The sequence below is a fragment of the Bacillus sp. JJ1474 genome (assembly GCF_036965225.1).
In the GTDB taxonomy this organism is placed as follows: domain Bacteria; phylum Bacillota; class Bacilli; order Bacillales; family Cytobacillaceae; genus Cytobacillus.
In genome coordinates, this window is the sequence record NZ_JBALPC010000228.1 from 1 (window position 1) to 1,717 (window position 1,717).

Below are 1,717 nucleotides of genomic sequence, written 5' to 3' on the forward strand. Positions count from 1 at the left end.
GAATTTTATTCTCTATAGGCAATCTTTTTTCATTTTTACAGCGATTGCAACTGCTTCTTCTTTGGGCTAAGTTTTACTAACGAATAAAAATCCCTTTTAAATATTGTGAACTTATTCACAAATTAATTATATACATATCTTAACTCTTTTTTTTCTTTTTTTAAAGACCTAAAATTTGAACAATATTTGACAGTAATAAAAATATGAACTGAAGAAATGTTTTACTCATCATTTTTTACTGTTCAAATCAGCTTTATCTTATTAAATCCTACTGACAGCGCCTTTGGGAAAGTATGACATTTGTGTGAAAAGATTAGAATACAATTGCATTCTTATGCAAACAAAATATAATTAAAGTATAAAATTTGTGAAAACATTCACAAACTAAAATAAGAAGAGGTGTAAGAAAATGGCAAAAATTTTAGTGGCAGGCGAAATTCCAGAAAAAGGATTGGAAATATTGTCAAAGGATCATGAAGTTGAAGTATTTGAAGGAGAAAAATTAATTTCCGAGGAAGAATTGAAGAAACGTATAAAAGATAAGGACGCCCTATTAAGTTTATTATCAACACCTGTAAGCCAAGAAATGATCGATGAGGCACCCAAATTAAAGATTATCGCAAACTATGGCGCTGGGTTTAATAATATAGATTTTGAATATGCGGCTTCCAAAGGAATTCCAATAACGAATACGCCCATTGCTTCAACAGCAGCAACAGCTGACTTAACGATTGCCCTTTTATTAGCGGCAGCAAGAAGGGTAGCCGAAGGTGATGAGGTGTGCCGAACCGTCGGGTTTAATGGCTGGGCGCCTACATACTTCCGCGGTCGAGAAGTTACTGGGAAAACAATTGGAATAATCGGTTTTGGTCAAATTGGTCAGGCGGTAGCCAAACGGGCAGCTGCCTTTGATATGAAAGTATTATACAGTAATATAAGACAGCAAACTCCAGAAGTCGAAAAAGCATTAAATGCTACTTATGTTACATTTGATGAATTAGTTGTCAAATCTGACTTTATCACAATCAATTGTTCATACAATACATGCAATAGACATATGTTCAGTACGAGACAATTTGAAATGATGAAGCCAACAGCCTATTTAATTAATTGTGCACATGGTCCAATTGTTGAAGAAGCAGCTCTTATTAATGCCTTAGAAAATAATATGATAGAAGGGGCTGCGCTAGATGTATTTGAGTTTGAGCCTGAGATTGGTGAGCGCTTAAAGAAACTGAAAAATGTTGTCCTAACCCCACACATTGGAAATGCAACCTTTGAAGCACGTGATAAAATGGCTGAGATGGCTGCCGGGAATATTGTGAAAGTATTAAATGGCGAAGAACCGAATTATGTTATTAATGGAGTTACTAAAGTAAAAGAACTTGTATAATACTTTTCACAGAGGGATTTACATATGTTCTTAAATGCACACGAGATGGTATGTGATCTCGTGTGCATTTTGTTTTTTGATGAACAACTATTTAAAAGTATTCTTAAAACTATACTGAAATATTAATTTTAGTCATTGTGCAAAACATACAACCTTTTGTCTTAAGTGAATATAACCGGAGGGTTCCTTATACAAAGTAAATAATAAATAATAATTCTTTTGTTTAATAAACATAAAGAAGTTTGTTGAAAATCAATTTATAATAATAGTCATGACAGATTAAATAATAAACCTGTAAAAACATTTTTGTTCAATATTGAACAA

General features: G+C 32.7%; 1 protein-coding gene. It reads left to right on the top strand.

Annotated features, from left to right (window positions below):
* Positions 1–409: 409 nt before the first annotated feature.
* On the top strand, positions 410–1,393 hold the full coding sequence (locus V7164_RS22825; protein ID WP_335355310.1) for an NAD(P)-dependent oxidoreductase: 984 nt from the start codon (positions 410–412) through the stop codon (positions 1,391–1,393).
* Positions 1,394–1,717 lie beyond the last annotated feature (324 nt).

Coding starts and splice junctions, on each gene's coding strand:
- V7164_RS22825 (WP_335355310.1), top strand. CDS start 410: ATGGCAAAAATTTTAGTGGCAGGCGAAATTCCAGAAAAAGGATTGGAA.